Source organism: Vibrio sp. RC2502, assembly GCF_054850435.1.
The window spans coordinates 556,039-575,529 of record NZ_CM141453.1; the positions used below are offsets into that span (position 1 = coordinate 556,039).

The following is a 19,491-nucleotide window of genomic DNA, read 5'->3' on the forward strand; positions in this document are numbered from 1 at the left end:
GAATGAATGCATGGATTCAAAGCGCCTTCAAAACACTGAACTCTAAGAAAACTAGGCTTTGGGGCAGTAAATGTCTGGGGAAAATGACACAAATGAGATTCAACGTATCTGAATTGGCTAAAAACGTGTGTTATGCCGCTGCGTTATGTGCAGTGAGCATGACGGCAAACGCGTCGCTCAGCTTAGAAAAGCAGCGCGAAGTATATGAACAAGCTCAAGATTTATTAGATAAGAATGACATTGACGGATACTTATCTATTCGTCCAAAAATTGCTGATTATCCACTGACTCCTTATGTGGATTACCGAACGTTCATCAGGCAGCTATCCATGAAATCACCACAACAAGTGGATGCTTTCATTAATGAGCATGAGGCGTTCCCTTTCTCACGTCGCATTCGTGCGCCTTATCTCGATAACTTGTACAAACAGAAAGATTGGAAAACCATCACTGAGTTTCAAAAAGTCATTCCAAGTGGTGAGCGTTATCAGTGTATTTTTTACGTTGCTCAGTTAAAACAAGGCAAACAAGTTGCAGCCTTTAAAGGCGCAGAAGACATGTGGCTAAGCGGTTCTAGCATCGCGAGTGAGTGTGACCCGTTATTTAATGCTTGGGATAAAGCGGGTGGACGTACAGACGATTTGGTTCTGCAACGCATGTTGTTGGCGTTTGATGCTCGTAACGGTAGTTTGATGGCTTATTTGCAAAAGCTGCCAAGCTCTGCAAAAGCGAAACAACAAGCGCAAGAAATGAAAGCGCTGTTTGATAAACCTGCAACGGTGGTTGAGTTTGCTAAGAAAAAGCCAGCCAATGACTTTTATCGTGCTCAGAGTGAATATGCGTTAGAAAAGCTAGCTCGCATGGATGTCAATCAAGCTCAAAAAGCGCATGCGCAAGTCGTGAAAGGACAAAAGTTCTCAGCAGAAAAAGCCCAAGCACTTGCGGACTACATTGCGATTCGTCTGATTCGTACTGAATCCGATTCACTAGCCAAATGGCGAGATGATAAGACGAAAACCAGTAAAAATGTCGCTTTGATCGAAAATCGTATCCGTCTAGCAATTCAAAATGCAGATTGGAAAGGTGTTCAACAGTGGATTGCCGTACTCAACAAAGATGAGCAAGCCTCGCTTCGCTGGCAATATTGGTTAGGTCGAAGTGAGATTGCGCTGGGTGATGATATTGCAGGCAAACAGCGATTGGCGACCTTAGTTGGTCAGCGCAATTTCTACAGCGTAGCTGCGGCGAATGCGATTGGTCAGTCAATCAAATATCCATCTCATCGTATTAAGCTCGATACTAAGGTTATTCACCCGTATCAAAACTCTCTCACTCGTATTGAAGAGTTGATTGCGACAGATAAAATTGCGGCAGCGAAAAGTGAGTGGGCGCATTTGCTGAGTAGAGTAGGTAAAGATGAAAAGGCGATGTTGGCGGCGTATGCCTCATCCAAGAATTGGCATCACCTAACTGTCACAGCCAGTATCCAAGCGCAAATGTGGGACAATATTGAACTGCGATTCCCCATTGCGCACCGCTGGTGGTTCAACTTTTATGCGAAGAAGCATGACATCGACCCGATTACGATGATGTCGTTAGCCAGACAAGAAAGTGCATTGGATTCAGAGGCGCGTTCTCCGGTAGGGGCTCGCGGTATCATGCAAATCATGCCTGCGACTGCGAAGTACACGGCGCGTAAATACAAGCTGACTTATCAAGGTAGCGATGATTTATACAACGTCGGCAAAAACATCGAGATCGGTAGCCATTATCTGCAAGGTTTGCTAGAGGATTACGATAATAATCGTATTTTTGCGCTCGCCGCTTATAATGCTGGCCCTAACCGAGTAAAAACGTGGCGAGAGCGAACCCAAGGCAAAGTGGACGCATACGCCTTTATTGAGGCGATTCCATTTAACGAAACTCGTGGGTATGTGCAAAACATTCTGATGTTTGAAACCTACTATCGTGATCTTTTGGGTATCGACGGCGCGTTCTTGAATCAACACGAGATCAATACCAAGTATTGAGTGAGGTAACTTGATGTCACACGAACCCGAGTACAGAGACTGGCAACAGATTGTCGAGCTAATCCGATCCAGCGTGGATAGTCAGCAACATGAGATGCTGTTAACCATGCTGATGACACCTGATGAGAGGGAATCATTAACTGCACGCGTTAACATTCTTAATGAGCTTCTCAAAGGGGAATTATCTCAACGTCAGATCAGTCAGATGCTTGGTGTTGGCATTGCCACGATCACTCGTGGCTCAAATGAGTTGAAGTCGAAATCCGAGGCGGAAAAAGACAAGCTGAAACTCTTACTAGAGCAAGTGGCTCAAGTCGCGAAGTAACAGAAAAGGGCGGAAATATCCGCCCTTTTTCGTATCTGGTAATTCGAATTAAAGATTGGCAGGGAAGTGGTCTGGATTCGTAAATGGAATCAGCGCCAGAATTAATGCTTGATGATACACCGAGCTACGAGTTAATTGGTTTTGGGTCAGCAAGCTGATTGCGCCGCCCTTTTGTTTGATGTTTTCGGTGCCAAATACTTTGTCCATCACATCACCAAGTTCATTAGCATCTGCAAGTTGAGCTAATACTTCTGGCGGCAACATCAAACTGGCTGAGCGAGATTCTCCACGATGGGTATCTGATTCAATCACCATCCACGCAAACGTCACATTGCCTTCAATTCCAGCTTCTAAGCCAACATAAAAGTCTGCAGTTGGCATTTCCACTTTGGCATTTTTAACTCGATTGACTGCGCCGCGATGGGTCTCTTCGTTAGTCATCGGCTGATCGGCGACTTCACTCGGAACGCTGATGCCGACAAACTCAAAAGCTTGTTGAGGGAATGCGCTTTGAAATGCACTCTTTACCGCATTGATTTTTGCAGGGTTTAGAGAGGCGATAACGACTTTTTGGGTTGCCATGATCTTTTTACTCATCGATGTCTATTAGCTCAATTTCACTTGCGTTGGTTTGATGTTTTCGCTTGGATAACAACCCAGTACTTTCAAGTGTTTAGTGATTTTTGTTAGCTCTTGCAATGCTTGCTGCATTTCGGTTGAGCCTAGGTGCGCTTCTAGATCAACGTAGAACATTTCTTCCCACGGATTACCCATGATTGGACGCGATTCTAACTTAGTCATATTGATGCCGTAGCGTTGCAGTACCAGTAGAGTTTCAACCAATGAGCCCGCCTCTTGGGAGGTCGACATAATCAACGTCGTTTTGGCTGGAATTTGCGTCGAGACTTCAACTGGTTTACGCGCGACGACAATAAAGCGCGTGTGGTTTTCGGTTTGGTTCGCGATGTTGCCTTGGATCGCTTGTAGGCCGTACAACTTACCACTTGAAGCATTCCCAATTGCGGCCACATCATCACGATTCATCTCTTGGACTTTTTGCATCGCGTCTGCTGTGCTTGCGCAAGACTCAAGTTTCACGCCTTTCATACGGCTTAAGAATTCGCTGCACTGTTGGTGCGGTTGCGGATGCGAGTACAGTGTTTTGATGTCTTCGAGGCGAATGTCTTTCGTTGCGACTAAGCAGTGCTCGATAGGTTGAGTCAGCTCACCAACAATATACAGCGTGGTGTGTTGTAGTAGGTCATATACTTCATTGATCGAGCCCGAGCTGGTGTTTTCGATGGGCAGCACACCGTAATCAGCATGGCCAGATTCCACCGTTCGAGTCACTTCTTTGAAATGCTCACAATTTAGCTCGATAAGCTCGGTATTTTTACGACTGAAATATTCGCGGCTTGCCAAGTGCGAGTAAGAACCTTTGGCTCCCAAGAAAGCGACGCGTGCAAGTGGCTTGCGGCTTTGTTGCGGATTAACAAGGTTTTGCAGATAACCTTGTTGAAGTAAGACCGAATCTTCAATGATGGTGTGGAAAAGTTTGGTGATGTACTGAGCGTCGAGTTCGTATTTGTCTCGGCCGTTGGAAATCAGCTTAACCAACAGTTGTTGTTCTCGAACGGCATCACGAACTGGTTTTGAGGTTTGTACTTTGCTTTTGGCTACTTCAATGCTGAGTTTACGGCGTTCAGACAGCAAGCTAAGGAGCTGGTCATCGAGCTCATTCAAGCGTAAACGAATTTCTTCAAGGGAAATAGGTTGGTCAGTCATCAATTCTTTCCTTATAAAAAAAGCCTCCCGAGTGGGGAGGCTTTCTGTTTGTTTTTGACTTTTCTTTCACAAACGAGTTAGCCCCTCCAACTATGGAAGGAAAAAGAAGTCAAAAATAAACAGTGAGGTTAAGTGCATAAATAGTGCTTAATTTATGAGTGTTTAAACACAATAAGCAAGCAGGCGGGGAGCGTCAAGCAAAAAAATAGCGCCTTTCGGCGCTACTTCCTCAATCTGGTCGGTTTACTCTTCTTCTTCCACTAGCTCAGGCTTATTGGCACGACGAGCTTCAGGTTTGTGGGTCAGCTTATTCAGTTGTCGTTCTAGTTTTTGCTCCACTTCATTGATAGCTGCGTAAAGATCTTCGTGAGTTGCTGAGGCGACAAGTTGGCCTTTAGGAACTTTAATTACCGCTTCGAATTTCTTATGTTTATTCGGTTCCTCACTGAAAGTTGCTTGGCATCCAATAATGTCGACTTGCCATTTCTCCAGTTTTTTAAATTTGCTCTCAATATGAGCACGGATTGCAGAGGTGATTTCGATGTTTTTGCCAGTGATATTCATTGTCATAAGTGTTTTTCCTCTGTTGCATCCCTCATGGGTTGAGTTCAGATTACCGCTTTAAGGATAAAAGAATGTGATTTAGATCACCTTTTAAGTTGTGTTTTTGATGATGAAAAATGAATGTGATCTCACTCAAGATCTGTTGAGATTTATCGCAAAATTGCTTGTTATCGGTTAGCAAATCATTAGATTGGATAGAGTACTCAGCTGAAAACGCCTTCGTTTTTAGGGACGTTGTTCAGCCTGTTTTTTAGAGTGGTTAAATTTTAACTAGAATGAAAATGTGACATTAATCACTCTGCAATTTCAAAGTACACTGAATAATAAAAATGCCGCTTAATTAACAAGCGGCATTTTTGTATCTGGCGTTTGAGTGATTTTCCTTATTGGTGTCATAAAGACTGGGTCATCAGGAATCAGCAGCACATTTTCTAGTGTTTTGGTGAGGTCTAAGCTCTCTAGTTGCTTATAGATGACGTAGTAACGGTTCACGCTAGTCACATAACTGACCGTTGAGCTGAGGCTTTTTCGCATGACCACTTCGACATTATTAAACCAAACGTTGGGGTCGTAGCCTTGCTGTGCGGCTCGCTTGCGCATTTTCTCGACATTACCTGGGCCTGCATTGTAAGCCGCCAAGGTAAAGTAAATTTTGTTCTCAGTCGTAATGGCCTTATCGCCAAAGTACTGCCGACGTAAAAACGCTAAGTATTTCGCTCCTGCGTGGATGTTGTTTTCGAGTTGTCGAACATTTTGGATGTTGATGTTTGGATCGCGCGCTGTGCTCGGTAAGACTTGCATTATGCCCACTGCGCCTCTTGTGCCGACTAAGTTGTTATTAAATCCGGACTCTTTATACGCAACCGCCGCAATCAGCAAATAATCCAAGTCATATTTCTCCCCGTAGCGTGAAAACAGCGCCGACAGTTTTTCTAGCTGGGCAATTTTCTTAGGGTTAAGTGCCTTATTGAGCCAATTGGTATTGTCGATGTATTTGCTATATATGACGTTTCCAAGGAGAGTGCCTGAGCGAGATTTTTGGATGAATTTGTTCACCACTGCTTTGAGTTGAGGACTGTTTTGTCGCATTACCCAAGCGATGTTGCCGTTTTTGCGAAGAGGGACTTTCTTATGCGCTTTGATGTCATCCATCGCATTGAGCCAAAGTTTGGCTTTGTGGCTATCTAAAACAATGGCTTTGATATAGCCATTGTTGAGCATGCCGACGAGTTCGTAGTCTTGCAGAGTCTCTTCGATGAAGTGCACGATAATTGGCGGTAAGCCTTTCTTGTTCAGTGTTTTGTTGACGGCTTGAATGCTTTCAAAGTAGCTTGAACTGGCACGTACCCAAATCTCCTTACCGCTCAACTGCTCAAGTTTAGTGATGGTTGGAGTACTTTTGTTGGTGATCACCCACTCTTCGATGCCGGATAAGATTGGGGTACTGAAGTCGACTTTTTGTTTGCGGGCCTCAGTGATCGTCAAGTTTGCCACCACTAAATCACCAGAGCCGTTTTCGAGAGAAGGGAGCAATTGGTCTCGCGCTAGAGGGATGATTTGTACGTTCAGTTTGGGTTTGATTTTGCGTAAATCTTTTTCAAAGTGAGCCAGCAGCTCTGCGCCAATCCCTTTTGGTGTTCCTCCTTCGATATAGTAGAAGCCTAAATCGGCAGAGACTAAAACGCGCAATACATTTTTCTCTTTGATGACATCTAAGTCACCCGTGTACGGAGGCTGTTTTAATGGTGAGATTTCCAAAGCGTAAACGGACGCCGACAACAGAAAGAACAGCATTGCCCAAAACTTAGATATGGTCACGTTCACGTCCAGTTTAATGGTGGAGTAGAACTCTAAGCATAAGTTGTGCTCAAAAAATCATCAAGATTGTTCAAAGAGGAGGAATTGGTGGTAGAAAACAAAACCGCCACAGTTTGAGCTGTGGCGGTAGGCGTTTATTTGACAGGATTTAGCTTAATGAGCGCTTCTGTTCTTGCAACGGCATCTTCTAGTTGCAGCTGCTTGTAGGCTTCCAGCTGAATTTCTAACGATTTGCGAGCTGCTTCTGTATCAGGGAATGATTTTTGAAGCTCTTGGCTACGGTTAATGGCAGCGATCCATGCTTCACGGCGAAGGTAAAAATCAGCGGTAGCTAAATCGTAATTCGCTAAGCGGTTTTTCAAGGCCACCATGCGTTTTTGTGCATCTTCCGCATATGGGCTGTTTGGATAACGTTGAAGCAGCTTCTTAAAGTCATCAAATGCTTTTTTCACGGGCTCTGGGTCGCGGTCGCTACGATCGATGCTAAACAGGTCGTGCATAAAGTTACGATCTTGAGCCATGTGGCTCAGACCACGCATGTAAAGCACCCAGTCCATTTTTTCATGGGTAGGGTTTAGGCGCATAAAGCGAGAGATGGTTGCTAAGCCTAACGCTAGGTCGTCGTTTTTGTAGTATGCGTAAATAAGGTCAAGTTGCACCTGTTCAGAGTAGGCACCAAATGGGTAACGTGAGTCTAACGCTTCCAGTTTCTCAATCGCAGAAAGCCAGTTGCCACTTTGAAGTGAGACTTGTGCGTCTGCATACAGTTCCGAAGGTGGCACATCAGGAACGATTTCTTCTTTGCTTGCACATCCAAACAGAAGAGATACCGCTAAAAGGCCTGTTAAAGTCTGACGTTTCATATCAGGAGTCTGTTCCTTGAATCTAAATATTTCTTAAGCTGCCGTTACTTTCTTTCCAGTAACAGATACAATGACGTAATAGTCTATTTTTCCACAGTCGTGAGCATTAGTCTCACAGTTTTTAAAAAAGTTCGATATGGCTCAGCAGATTGTATTAACAAATACCGTAAAAGATAGCCAGTTAGGTCAACGTTTAGACCAAGCTATCGCCGAATTGTTCGCTGACTTCTCTCGTTCGCGCCTGAAAGAATGGTTGCTGGACGGGAAAGTTCAAGTGAATGGTGAAGTTGTCACTAAACCTCGCACCAAAGTTATGGGTGGCGAGGAAATTACTTTGCAAGCCGAGCTGGAAGATGAAGAACGCTGGGAAGCGCAAGATATCCCACTAGATATCGTCTACGAAGATGATGACATCATCGTAATCAATAAGCCTCGTGACTTCGTCGTTCACCCTGGTGCTGGTACACCAGATGGTACCGTGCTGAATGCATTGCTACATCATTACCCAGATATCGCAGAAGTACCGCGAGCGGGCATCGTACATCGTCTTGATAAAGACACCACAGGTCTGATGGTTGTGGCGAAAACCGTTCCTGCGCAAACGCGTTTGGTTCGTGCTCTGCAAAAACGCAACATCACGCGTGAGTACGAAGCGATTGCAATCGGTCGTATGACTGCGGGTGGTAAAGTGGATCAACCAATTGGTCGCCACTCGACTAAACGCACACTCATGGCTGTAGCTCCTTTGGGTAAACCTGCGGTAACGCACTACCGTGTGGCAGAGCACTTCCGTGAGCACACGCGTATCCGTCTGCGTTTGGAAACGGGTCGTACTCACCAAATCCGTGTTCATATGTCTTACCTACAGCATCCTCTGTTAGGTGATACTGCCTACGGTGGTCGTGCACGTATTCCTACTGGTGCATCGCAGGAACTGACGGACATGATTCGTGGTTTCGATCGTCAGGCGCTACACGCTGTAATGCTTCGTTTTGAACACCCGATAACTGGTGAAGAACTGGAATTCCATGCTCCAGTGCCAGACGATATGGTGGCAATGACTGAAGCGCTGCGTAAAGACACTGAAGAATACGGTCTACCGGACGAGTTTTAAGATGAAGGCAATCATTCCTAACTGGTCTGCACCTAAAAATGTCAAAGCCTTTGCTTCTACGCGAGTTGGTGGCTTTTCGACAGGCTCTTATCAAGGGTTAAATCTCGGTGCACACGTTGGGGATGATGCTTCTATCGTAGCGAAGAATCGTCATTGGTTGGCGCAGCAAGCGAATATGCCAAGTGCGCCAATTTGGTTAAACCAAACTCATTCTACTGTCGTTGCCCATGCGAATGCTCCTACGTCAATAGTGCTTGATGCTGATGGCGTCTTCACATCGGCGAGTAATGTTGTGTGTTCTGCCATGACCGCTGATTGTTTGCCTGTACTGCTGACGAATACTCAAGGTACTCAAGTAGCAGCTGTTCATGCCGGTTGGCGTGGTTTGGCAAATGGTATCGTTGAAAATGCTCTTGCATTATTTTCGGGTGATGTGATGGCATGGTTAGGGCCTGCTATTGGTCCACAGGCGTTTGAAGTGGGCGAAGATGTTCTACAAGCGTTTGTCGATTTTGACTCAAATGCTCAGCGCGCATTTACTTCTCGTAATATAGAAGGTAAATGGCTTGCCAATATGTCGCAATTAGCGACGCTGCGTCTCAACAGGGCTGGCGTCTCGCAAGTTTTCGATTCCGGTTTGTGTACTTACCAAGATAAAGAGTCCTTTTATTCTTACCGCCGAGATGGTGTGACAGGAAGACAAGCTACGTTTATCTGGATGGAAGAGTAAGCCACATAAAGATCAAAAGAGCTGAGATGCATAGTTCTATTTTTGCAAAGCTATCTTTATTTATTCACTCCCTTGAAATTCCCCCACTGAGTATCCATCTTTCTACTGTCAAAAGAATTCTCTTTAATCGAGGTTAGGAAGGTCGATATGCGTCTTGATAGATTTACCAGTAAGTTTCAAATCGCTATCTCTGATGCTCAATCACTAGCGTTAGGGCGCGATCATCAGTACATCGAGCCAGTTCACTTAATGGTGGCTTTGCTTGATCAAAATGGCAGTCCAATTCGTCCATTGCTGACAATGCTGGACGTGGATGTAACTCATCTCCGCTCAAAGCTGGGCGAAATGCTTGATCGATTACCAAAGGTGAGTGGCATCGGTGGTGATGTGCAGCTTTCTAGCTCGATGGGGACTTTGTTCAATCTGTGTGACAAAGTGGCTCAAAAGCGTCAAGACTCCTACATCTCGTCCGAAGTCTTCTTGCTTGCGGCATTAGAAGATCGTGGTCCTTTAGGGCAACTACTTAAAGAAGTTGGGCTGACCGAGCAAAAAGTGAGTCAAGCGATTGAAAAGATCAGAGGTGGTCAAAAGGTCAATGATCCAAATGCTGAAGAGCTACGTCAGGCTCTTGAAAAATTCACCATCGATTTAACTGAGCGAGCTGAGCAGGGCAAATTGGATCCTGTAATTGGTCGAGATGATGAAATTCGTCGCACGATTCAAGTATTGCAACGTCGCACCAAAAACAACCCAGTGATCATCGGTGAGCCTGGTGTGGGTAAAACCGCAATTGTTGAAGGCTTGGCGCAGCGAATCGTTAATAACGAAGTGCCAGAAGGTCTACGCGGTCGCCGTGTTCTATCACTGGATATGGGCGCACTTGTTGCTGGCGCGAAATACCGTGGTGAATTTGAAGAGCGTTTAAAATCAGTATTGAATGAACTTGCTAAAGAAGAAGGCAACGTCATCCTCTTCATTGATGAACTACACACTATGGTCGGCGCTGGTAAAGGTGAAGGTTCAATGGATGCGGGCAACATGCTCAAACCAGCATTGGCTCGCGGCGAACTTCACTGTGTTGGTGCAACAACATTGGATGAGTACCGTCAATACATCGAAAAGGATGCTGCATTAGAACGTCGTTTCCAAAAAGTGCTGGTGGATGAGCCGACAGTAGAAGATACGGTGGCTATTCTTCGTGGTCTGAAAGAGCGTTATGAACTTCATCACCATGTAGAAATTACTGACCCAGCGATTGTTGCAGCGGCAAGTTTGTCGCACCGTTATATTTCGGACCGTCAGTTGCCAGATAAAGCCATTGACTTGATCGATGAAGCGGCTTCAAGCATTCGTCTACAAATCGATTCAAAACCAGAATCATTGGATAAGCTTGAGCGTAAAATCATCCAACTAAAAATTGAGCAACAAGCACTAAGTAACGAGCACGATGAAGCGAGTGAAAAGCGTCTGCAAGCATTGAATGATGAGTTGAATGAGAAAGAACGCGAATACGCAGAGTTAGAAGAGGTTTGGAATACAGAAAAAGCCGCACTTTCTGGTACTCAGCATATTAAATCTGAACTAGAGCAAGCTCGCATGGACATGGAGTTTGCGCGTCGTGCTGGTGATCTGAACCGAATGTCTGAGCTTCAATACGGCCGTATTCCGGAATTAGAGAAGCAACTAGACTTGGCGACTCAGGCTGAAATGCAAGAAATGACGCTGCTTCGCAATAAGGTAACAGATAACGAAATCGCAGAAGTGCTTTCTAAACAAACCGGCATTCCAGTATCTAAGATGCTAGAAGCGGAGAAAGAGAAACTACTTCGCATGGAAGATGTGCTTCACAATCGTGTTGTAGGGCAAAGCGAAGCAGTTGCAGTGGTATCGAACGCGATTCGTCGTAGCCGAGCTGGGCTTTCTGATCCAAACCGACCAATTGGTTCCTTCTTATTCTTAGGCCCAACTGGTGTCGGTAAAACGGAATTATGTAAGACACTCGCGAGCTTCATGTTCGACAGTGAAGATGCAATGGTACGTATCGACATGTCGGAGTTCATGGAGAAACACTCAGTGGCAAGATTAGTGGGTGCGCCTCCAGGTTACGTTGGTTACGAAGAGGGTGGTTATCTAACTGAAGCGGTTCGTCGTAAACCATACTCAGTGATCTTGTTGGATGAAGTAGAAAAAGCACATCCAGATGTGTTCAATATTCTTCTGCAGGTGCTCGATGATGGCCGACTCACTGATGGACAAGGTCGTACGGTTGATTTTCGTAACACCGTCGTGATCATGACATCAAACTTGGGTTCCTCTCGAATCCAAGAGAACTTCGCCACATTGGACTATCAAGGTATCAAGAGTGAAGTGATGGATGTGGTTAGCAAACACTTCCGCCCAGAGTTCTTGAACCGTGTTGACGAAATAGTGGTATTCCACCCACTTGGTCAAGAGCACATTAAGTCCATTGCTTCTATTCAATTAGAACGCTTGGCAAAACGACTAGAAGAAAAAGGGTATCAATTGGAGGTGTCTGATAAAGCACTCGACTTGATCGCCCAAGTCGGTTTCGACCCAGTATACGGTGCACGTCCTTTAAAACGTGCAATTCAACAGAATGTCGAGAACCCATTAGCTAAATCCATTCTTGCTGGTGAAATAGTTCCAGACAAGAAAGTGCAGCTAATCGTTACTAATGACCAAATTCTCGCTCATCAGTAATTGCACTGACACAAAAAAGTGAGATTAAAATCACACTTAAGGGGCTTTCGGGCCCCTTTTCTATGCGCTTTTAGTCCGTTTTGAATGTTTTCTATACGAACGAACTGAAAAGGAGAGTTTTTTTGAAAAATAGGCTTGTGTTCCTCAATGAATTCCCTATAATGCGCCTCCGTTGCCAAGGGAAAGCTAGTTAAGCGAAGCCTAGTCAACAAGGTCAGTGAGTTAAGAATTAACTCGCAGATAAATAACTTAAAAAAGTGTTTGACACGATAAGTTATCTAGCTAAAATGGCCGTCCACTTTGAAGAGAGCTTCAAAGTGTGCTCTTTAAAAATAAGAACCTATCAATCTGTGTGGGCACTCGTTGATGATAATCCAATTCGATACTTCGGTATCAAATTAGGTTTCAATGAAACGAAGTGACCATTGAATCTTCGGATTCAGCACAGTCAATTCAAACATTACTTTATGTAATGTTCAGTATTCATTGAGCCGAACAAAATCTTAAATTGAAGAGTTTGATCATGGCTCAGATTGAACGCTGGCGGCAGGCCTAACACATGCAAGTCGAGCGGAAACGAGTTATCTGAACCTTCGGGGAACGATAACGGCGTCGAGCGGCGGACGGGTGAGTAATGCCTAGGAAATTGCCCTGATGTGGGGGATAACCATTGGAAACGATGGCTAATACCGCATGATGCCTACGGGCCAAAGAGGGGGACCTTCGGGCCTCTCGCGTCAGGATATGCCTAGGTGGGATTAGCTAGTTGGTGAGGTAAGGGCTCACCAAGGCGACGATCCCTAGCTGGTCTGAGAGGATGATCAGCCACACTGGAACTGAGACACGGTCCAGACTCCTACGGGAGGCAGCAGTGGGGAATATTGCACAATGGGCGCAAGCCTGATGCAGCCATGCCGCGTGTGTGAAGAAGGCCTTCGGGTTGTAAAGCACTTTCAGTCGTGAGGAAGGTAGTGTAGTTAATAGCTGCATTATTTGACGTTAGCGACAGAAGAAGCACCGGCTAACTCCGTGCCAGCAGCCGCGGTAATACGGAGGGTGCGAGCGTTAATCGGAATTACTGGGCGTAAAGCGCATGCAGGTGGTTTGTTAAGTCAGATGTGAAAGCCCGGGGCTCAACCTCGGAATTGCATTTGAAACTGGCAGACTAGAGTACTGTAGAGGGGGGTAGAATTTCAGGTGTAGCGGTGAAATGCGTAGAGATCTGAAGGAATACCGGTGGCGAAGGCGGCCCCCTGGACAGATACTGACACTCAGATGCGAAAGCGTGGGGAGCAAACAGGATTAGATACCCTGGTAGTCCACGCCGTAAACGATGTCTACTTGGAGGTTGTGGCCTTGAGCCGTGGCTTTCGGAGCTAACGCGTTAAGTAGACCGCCTGGGGAGTACGGTCGCAAGATTAAAACTCAAATGAATTGACGGGGGCCCGCACAAGCGGTGGAGCATGTGGTTTAATTCGATGCAACGCGAAGAACCTTACCTACTCTTGACATCCAGAGAACTTTCCAGAGATGGATTGGTGCCTTCGGGAACTCTGAGACAGGTGCTGCATGGCTGTCGTCAGCTCGTGTTGTGAAATGTTGGGTTAAGTCCCGCAACGAGCGCAACCCTTATCCTTGTTTGCCAGCGAGTAATGTCGGGAACTCCAGGGAGACTGCCGGTGATAAACCGGAGGAAGGTGGGGACGACGTCAAGTCATCATGGCCCTTACGAGTAGGGCTACACACGTGCTACAATGGCGCATACAGAGGGCAGCCAACTTGCGAAAGTGAGCGAATCCCAAAAAGTGCGTCGTAGTCCGGATTGGAGTCTGCAACTCGACTCCATGAAGTCGGAATCGCTAGTAATCGTGGATCAGAATGCCACGGTGAATACGTTCCCGGGCCTTGTACACACCGCCCGTCACACCATGGGAGTGGGCTGCAAAAGAAGTAGGTAGTTTAACCTTCGGGGGGACGCTTACCACTTTGTGGTTCATGACTGGGGTGAAGTCGTAACAAGGTAGCGCTAGGGGAACCTGGCGCTGGATCACCTCCTTAAACGATGATTACTCACGATGAGTGTCCACACAGATTGATATGGTTTAAATTAAGAGCAAAAAGTTGGTTCTGCATAAAGTGCTGAAGCAATTTATGTGGGGCTATAGCTCAGCTGGGAGAGCGCTTCGCTGGCAGCGAAGAGGTCATCGGTTCGATCCCGATTAGCTCCACCACTGACTTCCTATGTCCCGTTCGTCTAGAGGCCTAGGACACCGCCCTTTCACGGCGGTAACAGGGGTTCGACTCCCCTACGGGATACCATCTTTAAGCACATTTCTTTTGATAAGAAAGTATTAAGTGTTCTTAAAAATGGTTACTTCATTAGAAGTGATTAGCTCTTTAACAATTTGGAAAGCTGACAAAACAACAATTTATTGTTGTTTGTAAAGTTCTCAATGTTTGTCTTTATGACAAACACCAAAATAACACATTCAAGTGTTCTTGGAATTTGAGTCCGGCAAAATCGAGTCTGCATCATGTATAAAAATTGCAGACAACTTTGGTGACTTGTTCATCAACTCGAAACTCCTTCGGGTTGTATGGTTAAGTGACTAAGCGTACACGGTGGATGCCTTGGCAGTCAGAGGCGATGAAAGACGTAGTAACTTGCGATAAGCCCAGATTAGGTAGTAACAACCATTTGAGTCTGGGATTTCTGAATGGGGAAACCCACGTGCATAAGCACGTATCCTTACCTGAATACATAGGGTAAGGAGGCGAACCGGGGGAACTGAAACATCTAAGTACCCCGAGGAAAAGAAATCAACCGAGATTCCGAAAGTAGCGGCGAGCGAAATTGGATTAGCCCTTAAGCTTTACACGCGTTAGACGAACGGTCTGGAAAGTCCGACGATACAGGGTGATAGTCCCGTAGTTGACGACGTGTGTTCAGTGAAATCGAGTAGGGCGGGACACGTGATATCCTGTCTGAATATGGGGGGACCATCCTCCAAGGCTAAATACTACTGACTGACCGATAGTGAACCAGTACCGTGAGGGAAAGGCGAAAAGAACCCCTGTGAGGGGAGTGAAATAGAACCTGAAACCGTGTACGTACAAGCAGTAGGAGCAGGCTTTGTCCTGTGACTGCGTACCTTTTGTATAATGGGTCAGCGACTTATATTCAGTGGCAAGGTTAACCATCTAGGGGAGCCGTAGGGAAACCGAGTCTTAACTGGGCGTTCAGTCTCTGGATATAGACCCGAAACCAGGTGATCTAGCCATGGGCAGGTTGAAGGTTGAGTAACATCAACTGGAGGACCGAACCGACTAATGTTGAAAAATTAGCGGATGACTTGTGGCTAGGGGTGAAAGGCCAATCAAACCTGGAGATAGCTGGTTCTCCCCGAAAGCTATTTAGGTAGCGCCTCGGACGAATACTACTGGGGGTAGAGCACTGTTAAGGCTAGGGGGTCATCCCGACTTACCAACCCTTTGCAAACTCCGAATACCAGTAAGTACTATCCGGGAGACACACGGCGGGTGCTAACGTCCGTCGTGGAGAGGGAAACAACCCAGACCGCCAGCTAAGGTCCCAAATTACTACTAAGTGGGAAACGATGTGGGAAGGCTCAGACAGCCAGGATGTTGGCTTAGAAGCAGCCATCATTTAAAGAAAGCGTAATAGCTCACTGGTCGAGTCGGCCTGCGCGGAAGATGTAACGGGGCTAAGTAGTAAACCGAAGCTGCGGCAATGTGCTTTTGCACATTGGGTAGGGGAGCGTTCTGTAAGCGGTTGAAGGTGTGTGGTAACGCATGCTGGACGTATCAGAAGTGCGAATGCTGACATGAGTAACGATAAAGGGGGTGAAAAACCTCCTCGCCGGAAGACCAAGGGTTCCTGTCCAACGTTAATCGGGGCAGGGTAAGTCGACCCCTAAGGCGAGGCCGAAAGGCGTAGTCGATGGGAAACGGGTTAATATTCCCGTACTTCTTACAATTGCGATGGGGGGACGGAGAAGGCTAGGTGGGCCTGGCGACGGTTGTCCAGGTTCAAGTGCGTAGGCTTAAGAGTTAGGTAAATCCGGCTCTTTTTAAGGCTGAGACACGACGTCGAGCACCTACGGGTGTGAAGTCATTGATGCCATGCTTCCAGGAAAAGCCTCTAAGCTTCAGATTGTAAGGAATCGTACCCCAAACCGACACAGGTGGTCGGGTAGAGAATACCAAGGCGCTTGAGAGAACTCGGGTGAAGGAACTAGGCAAAATGGTACCGTAACTTCGGGAGAAGGTACGCTCTTGATGGTGAAGTCCCTCGCGGATGGAGCTGACGAGAGTCGCAGATACCAGGTGGCTGCAACTGTTTATTAAAAACACAGCACTGTGCAAAATCGTAAGATGACGTATACGGTGTGACGCCTGCCCGGTGCCGGAAGGTTAATTGATGGGGTTAGACTTCGGTCGAAGCTCTTGATCGAAGCCCCGGTAAACGGCGGCCGTAACTATAACGGTCCTAAGGTAGCGAAATTCCTTGTCGGGTAAGTTCCGACCTGCACGAATGGCGTAATGATGGCCACGCTGTCTCCACCCGAGACTCAGTGAAATTGAAATCGCTGTGAAGATGCAGTGTACCCGCGGCTAGACGGAAAGACCCCGTGAACCTTTACTACAGCTTGGCACTGAACATTGACCCTACATGTGTAGGATAGGTGGGAGGCTTTGAAGCACGTACGCCAGTATGTGTGGAGCCGTCCTTGAAATACCACCCTTGTAGTGTTGATGTTCTAACGTCGACCCCTAATCGGGGTTGCGGACAGTGCCTGGTGGGTAGTTTGACTGGGGCGGTCTCCTCCCAAAGAGTAACGGAGGAGCACGAAGGTGGGCTAATCACGGTTGGACATCGTGAGGTTAGTGCAATGGCATAAGCCCGCTTGACTGCGAGAATGACAATTCGAGCAGGTGCGAAAGCAGGTCATAGTGATCCGGTGGTTCTGAATGGAAGGGCCATCGCTCAACGGATAAAAGGTACTCCGGGGATAACAGGCTGATACCGCCCAAGAGTTCATATCGACGGCGGTGTTTGGCACCTCGATGTCGGCTCATCACATCCTGGGGCTGAAGTCGGTCCCAAGGGTATGGCTGTTCGCCATTTAAAGTGGTACGCGAGCTGGGTTTAGAACGTCGTGAGACAGTTCGGTCCCTATCTGCCGTGGGCGTTGGAAGATTGAAGGGGGCTGCTCCTAGTACGAGAGGACCGGAGTGGACGAACCTCTGGTGTTCGGGTTGTGTCGCCAGACGCATTGCCCGGTAGCTAAGTTCGGAATCGATAACCGCTGAAAGCATCTAAGCGGGAAGCGAGCCCTGAGATGAGTCTTCCCTGATACTTTAAGTATCCTAAAGGGTTGTCGGAGACTACGACGTTGATAGGTCAGGTGTGTAAGTGCTGTGAGGCATTGAGCTAACTGATACTAATTGCCCGTGAGGCTTAACCATACAACACCCAAGGGGTTTTGATGGACTCGAAGCAAGAACAGAATTGAATGTGTAGAGAACACAAAAACAGCTTTCCGAATTAAAGAATTTGCTTGGCGACCATAGCGTTTTGGACCCACCTGACTCCATTCCGAACTCAGAAGTGAAACGAAATAGCGCCGATGGTAGTGTGGGGTTTCCCCATGTGAGAGTAGGACATCGCCAGGCTTTAAATTTAGACTTAGGTCTAACCAGTGCGGAGCGGTAGTTCAGTTGGTTAGAATACCGGCCTGTCACGCCGGGGGTCGCGGGTTCGAGTCCCGTCCGCTCCGCCACTTATTCGAGAGTCGTCTCATTAAACACGAACTACAGGGGTGTAGCTCCAATTGGCAGAGCAGCGGATTCCAAATCCGCGTGTTGGGAGTTCGAATCTCTCCACCCCTGCCATATTTAAAGCCTCAGTCGAAAGACTGGGGCTTTTTTACGTTTGTAAAATGGCAAAATTTATTCTTTGTGAACTCAAGTTCCCAAATAGGCGATTCTAGGCGCGTAGCTAATGGTCGCTAAGTCTGAACTGCCCTAATCTCTTATCTACTTTCCCTATATAAAGAACAGCAGATTTCCAGCGGGATTGATATCTAGCCGCTAGTGATACCTTGTCGTTGAATGTCACTGATGGGAATCTCAAGCTCTTGTTGATATTTATTAGCGTTTTTCTGGGTATTTTTAAGAACGTGTTTAGTTGTTGTTGGGATGATTAGCGTTGTTGTTCCTGTTATCATCTTAGGACAATACAAATATAGGATTAACCTTATGCCACATCTACGATTTCGCGCTGTAGAACCTCAAGCAGTACAAGCTTTGTCAAAGCCACTGACTGACGAGCTCCAGCCACTAATGAATAGTCCACGAGAAGATTTTACTTTTGAGTACATCTACACAACTTTCTTTAGTGAAGGCGAGGTAAGTCCTGCTTATCCTTTTGTTGAAGTTTTGTGGTTTGATCGAGGACAAGAGACTCAAGACAAGGTGGCGAAAGTAATTACACAACAGGTTCGTGGTGTAGTCGGTGAAGATATTGATGTAGCAGTCATTTTTTCTGCACTATCGCCAAATGCCTACTATGATAATGGTGAACATTACTAAAGGGGATGTATGATGCGGCTGAGTCTTTCTTTTTATTTAAGTTTATTTTTCTCAGCTCCTCTTTATGCTACGCCATGGGAGCAAGTTAGTGCTCCCACTCATAATATATCCTCTTCTATTGGTAGTTACGCGAACGGCTGCTTAGATGGGGCTTCCCCGTTGCCTTTAGAAGGTACAGGTTATCAAGTGTTACGTAGTCGAACGAATCGCTACTATGGGCACCCTAACACTATAGATTTTGTTGAAAGCCTAGCTTTAAAGGCGAATCAAAAGTTAAAAACTACTTTACTGATTGGCGACCTTTCTTTACCTCGTGGCGGCCGTTTTTCATCTGGTCATTCAAGCCATCAAACGGGGCTGGATATTGATATCTGGTTGCGTTTAGCTGACTCTCCTCTCTCCTATAACGAACTTCAATTGCCGAAACCGATGAGTGTGGTTGATCTGCAAGACTACTCGATATTAAATCATCGATGGGATAAGAGGCATTTTGAACTCATCCGTTATGCTGCTAAGAGCGATGAGGTGGCTCGTATCTTTGTTCACCCTGTTATCAAGGAGCAACTGTGTGCTCAGGAAGGGGGAAAAGATCGTTCTTGGCTACGTAAAGTTCGTCCTTGGTGGGGACATCATTATCATTTTCATGTGCGCTTATCATGCCCTGACTCAAGCTCTAATTGTGTCGATCAAGCACCTCCTCCTTCTGGTGATGGGTGCGGTTCGGAGTTAGCGAGTTGGAAGCCAAAAGCAGTTGTCTCAGCGAAGCCCCAGCCAGAAAAAGTAGCGGCTAAACCTAAAAAGAAAAAAGCGATTCCACCACAATGTCAGCCACTTATCGTCAGTAAATAACGTCTTATCTTTGTTCTTGTTTCGGCTCAGGTATCTCTTTTATGAAACTGGAGAAACATCATACTTTTGTCTACAGT

The 19,491-nt window shown here is 46.4% G+C and carries 12 protein-coding genes, 4 tRNA genes, 3 rRNA genes and 1 other annotated feature; of the genes, 14 read left to right on the forward strand and 5 right to left on the reverse strand.

Features of this window, described 5'->3' with window-relative positions:
* Nucleotides 1-83 precede the first annotated feature (83 nt).
* Together sltY and trpR are read left to right on the forward strand one after the other, a co-directional pair.
* On the forward strand, nucleotides 84-2,030 hold the full coding sequence (gene sltY, locus ACYJZR_RS02585; RefSeq protein ID WP_406966359.1) for a murein transglycosylase: 1,947 nt from the start codon (nucleotides 84-86) through the stop codon (nucleotides 2,028-2,030).
* 13 nt (nucleotides 2,031-2,043) lie between these two features.
* Nucleotides 2,044-2,355, forward strand: a complete 312-nt coding sequence (trpR, locus tag ACYJZR_RS02590) for a trp operon repressor (RefSeq protein ID WP_005497218.1) — start codon at nucleotides 2,044-2,046, stop codon at nucleotides 2,353-2,355.
* Between the two features lie 48 nt (nucleotides 2,356-2,403).
* On the opposite strand, the gene yjjX is transcribed toward trpR, so the two are convergent.
* The 5 genes from yjjX to ACYJZR_RS02615 form a co-directional block, all read right to left on the reverse strand.
* A complete protein-coding gene (gene yjjX, locus ACYJZR_RS02595) occupies nucleotides 2,404-2,937 on the reverse strand; it encodes an inosine/xanthosine triphosphatase (RefSeq protein WP_021450232.1) in 534 nt (177 codons plus the stop codon).
* Nucleotides 2,938-2,961: 24 nt separating this feature from the next.
* Nucleotides 2,962-4,140: a prephenate dehydratase gene (gene pheA / locus ACYJZR_RS02600; protein WP_005468591.1), complete on the reverse strand. Its 1,179-nt coding sequence runs from the start codon at nucleotides 4,138-4,140 to the stop codon at nucleotides 2,962-2,964.
* 13 nt (nucleotides 4,141-4,153) lie between these two features.
* Nucleotides 4,154-4,275 (reverse strand) — a sequence feature (Phe leader region).
* Nucleotides 4,276-4,383: 108 nt separating this feature from the next.
* Nucleotides 4,384-4,710: a ribosome hibernation-promoting factor, HPF/YfiA family gene (gene hpf, locus ACYJZR_RS02605; protein WP_406966358.1), complete on the reverse strand. Its 327-nt coding sequence runs from the start codon at nucleotides 4,708-4,710 to the stop codon at nucleotides 4,384-4,386.
* A 330-nt stretch (nucleotides 4,711-5,040) separates the two neighbouring features.
* On the reverse strand, nucleotides 5,041-6,522 hold the full coding sequence (locus tag ACYJZR_RS02610; RefSeq protein ID WP_406966357.1) for an MltF family protein: 1,482 nt from the start codon (nucleotides 6,520-6,522) through the stop codon (nucleotides 5,041-5,043).
* A 134-nt stretch (nucleotides 6,523-6,656) separates the two neighbouring features.
* Complete coding sequence (locus ACYJZR_RS02615) at nucleotides 6,657-7,385, reverse strand: outer membrane protein assembly factor BamD (protein WP_005460312.1); 729 nt, start codon at nucleotides 7,383-7,385, stop codon at nucleotides 6,657-6,659.
* A gap of 136 nt (nucleotides 7,386-7,521) precedes the next feature.
* Between ACYJZR_RS02615 and rluD the strand changes: the two genes are divergently transcribed.
* The 12 genes from rluD to mepA all read left to right on the forward strand — a co-directional run bounded on the left by rluD (nucleotide 7,522) and on the right by mepA (nucleotide 19,414).
* Nucleotides 7,522-8,499, forward strand: a complete 978-nt coding sequence (rluD, locus tag ACYJZR_RS02620; protein WP_005460300.1) for a 23S rRNA pseudouridine(1911/1915/1917) synthase RluD — start codon at nucleotides 7,522-7,524, stop codon at nucleotides 8,497-8,499.
* Between the two features lies 1 nt (nucleotide 8,500).
* Complete coding sequence (gene pgeF, locus ACYJZR_RS02625) at nucleotides 8,501-9,229, forward strand: peptidoglycan editing factor PgeF (RefSeq protein WP_406966356.1); 729 nt, start codon at nucleotides 8,501-8,503, stop codon at nucleotides 9,227-9,229.
* A 147-nt stretch (nucleotides 9,230-9,376) separates the two neighbouring features.
* Nucleotides 9,377-11,950, forward strand: a complete 2,574-nt coding sequence (gene clpB / locus ACYJZR_RS02630) for an ATP-dependent chaperone ClpB (protein ID WP_005460310.1) — start codon at nucleotides 9,377-9,379, stop codon at nucleotides 11,948-11,950.
* A gap of 505 nt (nucleotides 11,951-12,455) precedes the next feature.
* Nucleotides 12,456-14,008 (forward strand): 16S ribosomal RNA (locus tag ACYJZR_RS02635).
* Between the two features lie 97 nt (nucleotides 14,009-14,105).
* A tRNA-Ala gene (locus ACYJZR_RS02640) sits at nucleotides 14,106-14,181 on the forward strand.
* 12 nt (nucleotides 14,182-14,193) lie between these two features.
* Nucleotides 14,194-14,269: transfer RNA gene (locus ACYJZR_RS02645), tRNA-Glu, on the forward strand.
* Between the two features lie 280 nt (nucleotides 14,270-14,549).
* Nucleotides 14,550-17,440: ribosomal RNA gene (locus ACYJZR_RS02650) — 23S ribosomal RNA — on the forward strand.
* Between the two features lie 91 nt (nucleotides 17,441-17,531).
* Nucleotides 17,532-17,647: ribosomal RNA gene (gene rrf, locus ACYJZR_RS02655) — 5S ribosomal RNA — on the forward strand.
* Together the 16S, 23S and 5S rRNA genes with 4 tRNA genes alongside form the textbook arrangement of a ribosomal RNA operon.
* Before the next feature lie 30 nt (nucleotides 17,648-17,677).
* Nucleotides 17,678-17,754 (forward strand) — tRNA-Asp (locus ACYJZR_RS02660).
* A gap of 35 nt (nucleotides 17,755-17,789) precedes the next feature.
* Nucleotides 17,790-17,866: transfer RNA gene (locus ACYJZR_RS02665), tRNA-Trp, on the forward strand.
* A gap of 366 nt (nucleotides 17,867-18,232) precedes the next feature.
* Nucleotides 18,233-18,565, forward strand: coding sequence for a DUF1904 domain-containing protein (locus ACYJZR_RS02670; RefSeq protein WP_005483015.1), 333 nt, complete (start codon nucleotides 18,233-18,235; stop codon nucleotides 18,563-18,565).
* Nucleotides 18,566-18,577: 12 nt separating this feature from the next.
* The gene (mepA, locus tag ACYJZR_RS02675) at nucleotides 18,578-19,414 is read left to right on the forward strand and encodes a penicillin-insensitive murein endopeptidase (RefSeq protein WP_406966294.1); all 837 of its coding nucleotides are present in this window, start codon (nucleotides 18,578-18,580) and stop codon (nucleotides 19,412-19,414) included.
* Nucleotides 19,415-19,491: the final 77 nt, after the last annotated feature.